Here is a 7,775-nt window from a genome sequence, read left to right as displayed (position 1 = left end):
GGAGGTGATGGGCCCGGTCGAGCCGGCGCGCAAGGCGATCCTGACCGCGCTCGAGCACGGCAAGTCCGTCGTCACCGCGAACAAGGCGTTGCTGTCTGTCTCCACCGGAGAACTGGCGCAGGCCGCCGAAACCGCCAACGTCGACCTGTATTTCGAGGCGGCGGTCGCGGGCGCGATCCCTGTGATCCGCCCGCTCACCCAGTCGCTGGCCGGCGACACGGTGCTGCGGGTGGCCGGCATCGTCAACGGGACCACCAACTACATCCTGTCCGAGATGGATAGCACCGGCGCCGATTACGCCAGCGCGCTGGCCGACGCCAGCGCGCTGGGTTACGCCGAGGCCGATCCCACGGCCGACGTGGAGGGCTACGACGCCGCGGCCAAGGCGGCGATCCTGGCCTCCATCGCCTTCCACACCCGGGTGACCGCCGACGACGTGTACCGCGAGGGCATCACCAAGATCACCCCCGACGACTTCGCTTCCGCGCGGGCGCTGGGCTGCACCATCAAGCTGCTGTGCATCTGCGAGCGCATCACCACCGGTGACGGCCAGCAGCGGGTGTCGGCGCGCGTGTACCCCGCGCTGGTGCCCTTGTCGCATCCGCTCGCCACGGTCAACGGCGCCTTCAACGCCGTGGTGGTCGAGGCCGCGGCGGCGGGCCGGCTGATGTTCTACGGCCAGGGCGCCGGCGGGGCGCCCACTGCGTCGGCGGTGACCGGCGACCTGGTGATGGCCGCGCGCAACCGGGTGCTGGGCAGCCGGGGACCCAAAGAGTCCAGGTACGCCCAACTTCCTATCGCTCCAATGGGTTTGATCACGACCCGCTACTACGTCAGCATGGACGTCGCCGACAAGCCCGGCGTCTTGTCCACGGTGGCCGCGGAATTCGCCAAGCGCGAGGTCAGCATCGCCGAAGTCCGCCAGGAAGGCGTGGCCGGCGAGGGCGGACGGCGCGTCGGCGCCCGGATCGTGGTGGTCACCCACACCGCGACCGACGCCGCCCTGTCCGAAACCATCGACGCGCTCGCCGATCTGAACGTCGTGCAGAAGGTGGCCAGCGTGCTGAGATTAGAAGGAACCAGCCTATGAGCGTTCCACGCACGGCCACCCACCTACCGTGGCCGGGAGTGATCGCGGCCTACCGCGACCGGTTACCCGTTGCCGCGGACTGGACCCCGGTCACGCTGCTCGAGGGCGGGACCCCGCTGATCGCCGCGCCGCGGCTCTCGGAGCAGACCGGGTGCACGGTGCATCTCAAGGTCGAGGGCCTCAACCCGACCGGCTCCTTCAAGGACCGCGGCATGACGATGGCGGTGACCGACGCGGTGGCCCGCGGCCAGCAGGCCGTGCTGTGCGCCTCGACGGGAAACACCTCGGCCTCGGCGGCGGCCTATGCCGCCCGCGCCGGGATCACCTGCGCGGTGCTGATCCCGCAGGGCAAGATCGCGATGGGCAAGCTCGCCCAGGCCGTCATGCACGGCGCCAAGATCATCCAGATCGACGGCAACTTCGACGACTGCCTCGAGCTGGCCCGCAAGATGACCGCCGACTTCCCGACGATCGCGCTGGTCAACTCGGTCAACCCGGTGCGCATCGAGGGCCAGAAGACCGCGGCCTTCGAGATCGTCGACGCGCTGGGCCGCGCCCCCGACATCCACTCGCTGCCCGTCGGCAACGCCGGCAACATCACCGCCTACTGGAAGGGCTACCGGGAGTACCACCAGGAGGGCGTGATCGACGCCCTGCCCCGCATGCTGGGCACCCAGGCGGCCGGCGCGGCGCCCCTGGTTCACGGCAAGCCCGTGCGCCATCCCGAGACCATCGCGACCGCGATCCGCATCGGCGCGCCGGCCTCCTGGACGGCGGCCGTGGAGGCGCAGCAGCAATCGAACGGCCGTTTCCTGGCCGCCACCGACGAGGAAATCCTGGCCGCCTATCACCTGGTGGCCAGCAGCGAGGGCGTCTTCGTCGAGCCGGCGTCGGCGGCCAGCATCGCCGGGCTGCTCAAGGCCGTCGAGGACGGCTGGGTGGCCCGCGGATCGACCGTGGTGTGTACGGTGACGGGCAATGGGCTCAAGGATCCCGACACCGCGCTGAAAGACATGCCGACCGTGTCACCGCTGCCCGTGGATCCCGTGCTCGTCGTCGAGAAGTTGGGACTGGCCTGACGGTGACTCAGATGCTGCCCGCGGGCTTGGTGGCGAGCGCCGTGGTGTCGGCTTCCAGCGCCAACCTCGGTCCCGGTTTCGACAGCATCGGTCTCGCGTTGAGCCTGTGCGACGACGTGGTCGTGGAGACAGCGGCTTCCGGCCTGCAGGTGCTGGTCGAGGGGGAGGGCGCCGACTCGGTGCCGCGTGGCCCCGACCATCTGGTGGTCCGCGCCGTCCAGCGCGGCCTGCAGGCCGCCGGCGTCGGCGCCCCGGGCCTGGTGGTCCGCTGCCGCAACGCCATCCCGCACTCGCGTGGCCTGGGATCCTCCGCGGCGGCGGTGGTCGGCGGCCTTGCCGCGGTCAACGGTCTTGTCGCGCAGACGGATTCGATTCCGTTGACGGATGCGCAGCTGATCCAGCTGGCTTCGGAATTCGAGGGTCACCCCGACAACGCCGGGGCCGCAGTATTGGGCGGTGCGGTGGTCTCGTGGGTGGACCGCACCGGTGCCGGTCCCGCCTATTCGGCGGTGCCGCTGCGGCTTCACCCGCAGATCAGGCTGTTCTGCGCCATTCCCGAGGTGCGTTCGCTGACCGCCGAGACCCGGGTGCTGCTGCCAGCTCACGTCAGCCACGACGACGCCAGCTTCAACGTCAGCCGCGCCGCGCTGCTGGTGGTCGCGCTGACCGAAAGGCCGGATTTGCTGATGGTGGCCACCGAAGACATGCTCCACCAACCTCAGCGTGCGCCGGCGATGCCCGCCTCGGCGGAGTATCTGCGGCTGCTGCGGCGTCATGGTGTGGCAGCGACGCTTTCCGGTGCTGGTCCGTCATTGATCGCACTCAGCACGGAGGCACAGCTTCCATGCCAAGCGGTGGAGTACGGGGCCGCAAACGGATTCACCATCACCGAGATGACCGCCGGCGATGCGGTTCGCTGGGGCCCGGGGGTCACCGTCGCCGGTTGATCCGCGGCGCGGCCGGGGGGGTTTGCTTGCTTCCAGCCAGGATGCGGGCTATCCTCGGCATCGTCCAGCAATCGCAGCATCTGCATCTGCATCCATACTGCCTTGCCGCTAGGACACCACCAATTCTTCTCGTGGACGAGGTCGCCGTTTCTCACGCCGATCCTGGCATTGATCCCGGCGATCACCGTCGCAGAGTCGACGATTGGGCGCACTCGGCAATTCGACCTACGTGCGCAACGAACCCCCTTATGACGTGATCAGCGGGGGAAGAAAGGAAATCCGTGACTGATACGGAGCTCATCACGGCTGGAGAAAGCACCGAGAACGATCACGCGTCGAATTCCGTGAACCATGACGCGCCAGCCGTCAAAACCACTGCCCCGGGTGGGTCGCTGTCCACGATGGTGCTGCCCGAGTTGCGCGCGCTGGCCAGCCAAGCCGGCGTCAAGGGCACGTCGGGCATGCGCAAGAATGAACTGATCGCCGCAATCCAGGAACATCGGGGAAAGGCCAACGGCACATCCGCCGGTGGCGGGCCGGTTCCTGAGAAGAGCGACAAATCCGAGGGCGAAACCGCCGCCGCCGAAGCGCCGGCCCCCCAGGCCGACCAGAACGAAGCGAAAACCGAGGCCCCACGCCGGGAACGTCGCAGCGCGTCCCGCGAAGCCGGTTCCAAGAACCGCGGCCAGGACGACGAGCGCGACGGCTCGGGTAACGGCGGGGGCAAGTCGGCCGACGCGGCCGACAATCGCCAAGAGCGCCAACGCGACACCCAGGAGCGCCAACAGAACACGAAGTCCGACGAGCGCGGGCGGGACGCCGGTGGCGATCAGGGCAACGACCAGCAGGGCTCGGGTAACCAGCAGTCGCGCGGCTCGAACCAGCCGGACGACGAGGGCGAGGGGCGGCAGGGCCGGCGCGGACGCCGCTTCCGGGACCGCAGGCGCCGAAGCGAACGCTCGGGCGACGGCGCCGACACCGAACTGCGCGAGGACGACGTCGTCCAGCCGGTGGCCGGGATCCTCGACGTCCTCGACAACTACGCGTTCGTCCGCACCTCCGGGTACCTGGCCGGCCCGCACGACGTCTACGTGTCGATGAACATGGTGCGCAAGAACGGCCTGCGCCGCGGCGACGCGGTGACCGGCGCGGTGCGCGTGCCGCGCGACGGCGAGCAGCCCAACCAGCGGCAGAAGTTCAACCCGCTGGTGCGCCTGGACACCGTCAACGGCGGATCGGTCGAGGACGCCAAGAAGCGGCCCGACTTCAGCAAGCTGACGCCGTTGTACCCGAATCAGCGGCTGCGCCTGGAAACCACCCCCGAGCGGCTGACCACGCGGGTCATCGACCTGATCATGCCGATCGGCAAGGGCCAGCGCGCGCTGATCGTCTCGCCGCCCAAGGCGGGCAAGACGACCATCCTGCAGGACATCGCCAACGCGATCACCAAGAACAACCCCGAATGCCACCTCATGGTCGTGCTCGTCGACGAGCGGCCCGAGGAGGTCACCGACATGACGCGCTCGGTCAAGGGCGAGGTCATCGCCTCGACGTTCGACCGGCCGCCGTCGGACCACACCTCGGTGGCCGAGCTGGCGATCGAACGCGCCAAGCGGCTCGTCGAGCAGGGCAAGGACGTCGTGGTGCTGCTGGACTCGATCACCCGCCTCGGGCGCGCCTACAACAACGCTTCGCCCGCGTCGGGCCGGATCCTCTCCGGTGGTGTCGATTCGACCGCCCTGTACCCGCCGAAGCGATTCCTGGGCGCCGCGCGCAACATCGAGGAGGGCGGGTCGCTGACCATCATCGCCACCGCGATGGTCGAGACGGGATCCACCGGTGACACAGTCATCTTCGAGGAGTTCAAGGGCACCGGTAACGCCGAGCTCAAGCTGGACCGCAAGATCTCCGAGCGGCGGGTGTTCCCCGCGGTCGACGTGAACCCGTCGGGCACCCGCAAGGACGAGCTGCTGCTCTCGCCGGACGAGTTCGCGATCGTGCACAAGCTGCGCCGCGTGCTGTCGGGTCTGGATTCCCACCAGGCCATCGACCTGCTGATGAGCCAGCTGCGCAAGACCAAGAACAACTACGAGTTTCTGGTGCAGGTGTCCAAGACGACGCCCGGCTCCATGGACAACGACTAGGGGCTGCACCCGACACGCCGACCGACGTCGCCGTGGATCATGTCTGGGCGCAACCCCGGCGCACCGGGAATGCGGGGATGCACCTCGGTGTTTTGGGGAGGTACCGGTTGACCTGGCATAATCGACGCTCGACAACCCGAAGAGGACTCCCATGAAAACTGACATCCATCCCGCCTACGAGCCCACCACGGTGCATTGCGGATGCGGCAACACGTTCGAGACCCGCAGCACCAAGCCCGGCGGCCGCATCGTCGTCGAGGTTTGCTCGCAGTGCCACCCGTTCTACACGGGCAAGCAGAAGATCCTCGACAGCGGCGGCCGCGTGGCCCGCTTCGAGAAGCGTTACGGCAAGCGCAAGGGCGCAGCCGACAAGGCCGACGCGGCCGACAAATAGCCAGCTCGCCGACGCCCGGACTGTGTGTGACCCGCACAGGCGGGCGTCGGTTCGTGTCTGCGCCGAACAGCGTGCGGAAGGAGGTGTGACATGACGCAGCCGACGCAGGCGATCGATGTGCTGCTCGCCGAACATGCCGACCTCGAGCACCAACTGGCAGATCCGGAATTGCACAGCAATCCCGGGGAGGCGCGCAAAGCCGGCCGCCGGTTTGCCCGGTTGGCACCCATCGTCGCCACCCACCGCAAGCTGACCTCGGCCCGGGAAGACCTGGAGACGGCGCGCGAACTGGCCGCCGACGACCCGTCGTTCGCGGAGGAGGTCACCGCGCTCGAAGTGCGGGTGGCCGAGTTGGACACCCAGCTCACCGACATGCTGGCGCCCCGCGACCCGCATGACGCCGACGACATCGTCCTCGAGGTGAAATCCGGCGAGGGGGGCGAGGAGTCGGCGTTGTTCGCCGCCGATTTGGCCAGGATGTACATCCGCTACGCCGAGCGGCACGGCTGGGCCGTGGCGGTGCTGGACGAGACGTTCTCGGATCTGGGCGGCTACAAGGACGCGACGCTGTCGATCACCAGTAAGGGTGACGCCGTCGACGGCGTGTGGTCGCGGTTGAAGTTCGAAGGCGGGGTGCACCGCGTGCAGCGGGTCCCGGTGACGGAATCCCAGGGCCGGGTTCATACTTCGGCGGCCGGGGTGCTGGTCTATCCGGAGCCCGAGGAAGTCGCCGAGGTGCAGATCGACGAGTCCGACCTGCGCGTCGACGTGTACCGCTCGTCCGGCAAGGGCGGCCAGGGCGTCAACACCACCGATTCGGCGGTCCGCCTCACCCACCTGCCCACGGGCATCGTCGTCACCTGCCAGAACGAGCGTTCGCAGCTGCAGAACAAGGCCCGCGCCATGCAGGTGCTGGCCGCGCGGCTGCAGGCGCTCGCCGAGGAGCAGGCGCTGGCCGACGCGTCGGCGGATCGGGCCAGCCAGATCCGCACCGTCGACCGCAGCGAACGCATCCGCACCTACAACTTCCCGGAGAACCGGATCACCGACCACCGGATCGGCTTCAAGGCGCACAATCTCGACCAGGTTCTCGACGGCGACCTGGACGCGCTGCTCGACGCGCTGAGCGCCGCCGACAAGCAGTCTCGGCTGCAGCAGGCATGACGACTCGGCTGCGGCGTTCGATCGACTCCGCGGCGGCGCTGCTCGCCCGGGCGGGGATCGATTCGGCGCGTTGGGACGCCGAGGAACTGGCCGCCCACCTGGCCGGCACCGACCGGGGCCGGCTGGGTCTGCTGGACACGCCCGACGACGAATTCTTCGGTCGGTACCGCGACGTCGTGGCCGCCCGCTCACGGCGGGTGCCGTTGCAGCATCTTCTCGGGACGGCGGCGTTCGGGCCGCTGCTTTTGCAGGTCGGCCCGGGCGTGTTCATCCCGCGCCCGGAGACCGAAGCCATGCTGGAGTGGGCGATCGCGCAGCCGCTGCCCCCGCGGCCCGTGATCGTCGATGTGTGCACCGGATCCGGTGCCCTGGCGGTCGCGCTGGCCCGGCACCGCGCCGGCCTCGGGCTGGACGCCCGGATCATCGCCATCGACGACTCGGCGCCGGCGCTCGAGTACGCGCGCCGCAACGCCGAGGGCACGGCCGTCGAGCTGGTGCGCGCCGATGTCGGCGCATTGGGACTGCTGCCCGAACTCGACGGCGGCGTCGATCTGGTCGTGTCCAACCCGCCCTACGTTCCCGACGACTCGGTTTCCAACGCCGCGTTGGAGCCTGAAGTGCTCCAACATGATCCGCATCATGCGGTGTTCGGCGGGCCGGACGGGATGGCCGTTATCGCCCCCGTGGTGGCCCTGGCCGGGCGCTGGCTGCGCCCGGGTGGTCTGTTCGCCGTCGAACACGACGACACCACCGCGGCGCGGACCGCCCGATTGGTGCAGGACACGGGGCTTTTCGACGACATCCGAAGCCGGCGCGACCTGGCGGGCCGGCCCAGGTTCGTGACGGCCCGTAGGAGGAGCGGGGCCGATGACTCGCGTCGTGACGATGCAGAGCGCAGCGATGAGGAGGAGCGGCGCCGATGACTCGCGTCGTGACGATGCAGAGCGCAGCGATGAG

7 protein-coding genes are annotated in these 7,775 nt (G+C 69.1%); all 7 read left to right on the top strand.

The genetic code is table 11. The features are described from left to right. Positions 1–1,090: homoserine dehydrogenase (locus tag AC2VOR_RS11070; protein ID WP_486963788.1), on the top strand; the 1,090-nt coding region annotated here is incomplete at its 5' end. Further along, positions 1,087–2,169 carry a threonine synthase gene (thrC, locus tag AC2VOR_RS11065; RefSeq protein WP_369737618.1) on the top strand — a complete coding sequence of 361 codons (1,083 nt, stop codon included), beginning with the start codon at positions 1,087–1,089 and terminating at the stop codon, positions 2,167–2,169. The genes AC2VOR_RS11070 and thrC, both read left to right, overlap by 4 nt. 11 nt (positions 2,170–2,180) lie before the next feature. Continuing rightward, a complete protein-coding gene (gene thrB, locus AC2VOR_RS11060; RefSeq protein WP_369737619.1) occupies positions 2,181–3,116 on the top strand; it encodes a homoserine kinase in 936 nt (311 codons plus the stop codon). A gap of 281 nt (positions 3,117–3,397) precedes the next feature. Beyond that, on the top strand, positions 3,398–5,260 hold the full coding sequence (gene rho, locus AC2VOR_RS11055; RefSeq protein ID WP_369737621.1) for a transcription termination factor Rho: 1,863 nt from the start codon (positions 3,398–3,400) through the stop codon (positions 5,258–5,260). A 151-nt stretch (positions 5,261–5,411) separates the two neighbouring features. Continuing rightward, entirely contained in the window at positions 5,412–5,654 is a 243-nt protein-coding gene (rpmE, locus tag AC2VOR_RS11050; RefSeq protein ID WP_144952059.1) for a 50S ribosomal protein L31, read from the top strand. Between the two features lie 90 nt (positions 5,655–5,744). Then, positions 5,745–6,818 carry a peptide chain release factor 1 gene (prfA, locus tag AC2VOR_RS11045; RefSeq protein ID WP_369737623.1) on the top strand — a complete coding sequence of 358 codons (1,074 nt, stop codon included), beginning with the start codon at positions 5,745–5,747 and terminating at the stop codon, positions 6,816–6,818. Next, positions 6,815–7,741, top strand: coding sequence for a peptide chain release factor N(5)-glutamine methyltransferase (gene prmC / locus AC2VOR_RS11040; protein WP_369737624.1), 927 nt, complete (start codon positions 6,815–6,817; stop codon positions 7,739–7,741). The genes prfA and prmC overlap by 4 nt, the downstream gene beginning before the upstream one ends. Positions 7,742–7,775: the final 34 nt, after the last annotated feature.

The sequence above is a fragment of the Mycobacterium sp. TH-M103 genome (assembly GCF_057473785.1).
This window is presented reverse-complemented; position numbering and strand designations above follow the sequence as displayed.

Excerpts from the sequence above, each read along its gene's own strand:
- thrC (WP_369737618.1), top strand. The coding sequence starts at position 1,087 with ATGAGCGTTCCACGCACGGCCACCCACCTACCGTGGCCGGGAGTGATC.
- thrB (WP_369737619.1), top strand. The coding sequence starts at position 2,181 with ATGCTGCCCGCGGGCTTGGTGGCGAGCGCCGTGGTGTCGGCTTCCAGC.
- rpmE (WP_144952059.1), top strand. The coding sequence starts at position 5,412 with ATGAAAACTGACATCCATCCCGCCTACGAGCCCACCACGGTGCATTGC.
- prfA (WP_369737623.1), top strand. The coding sequence starts at position 5,745 with ATGACGCAGCCGACGCAGGCGATCGATGTGCTGCTCGCCGAACATGCC.
- prmC (WP_369737624.1), top strand. The coding sequence starts at position 6,815 with ATGACGACTCGGCTGCGGCGTTCGATCGACTCCGCGGCGGCGCTGCTC.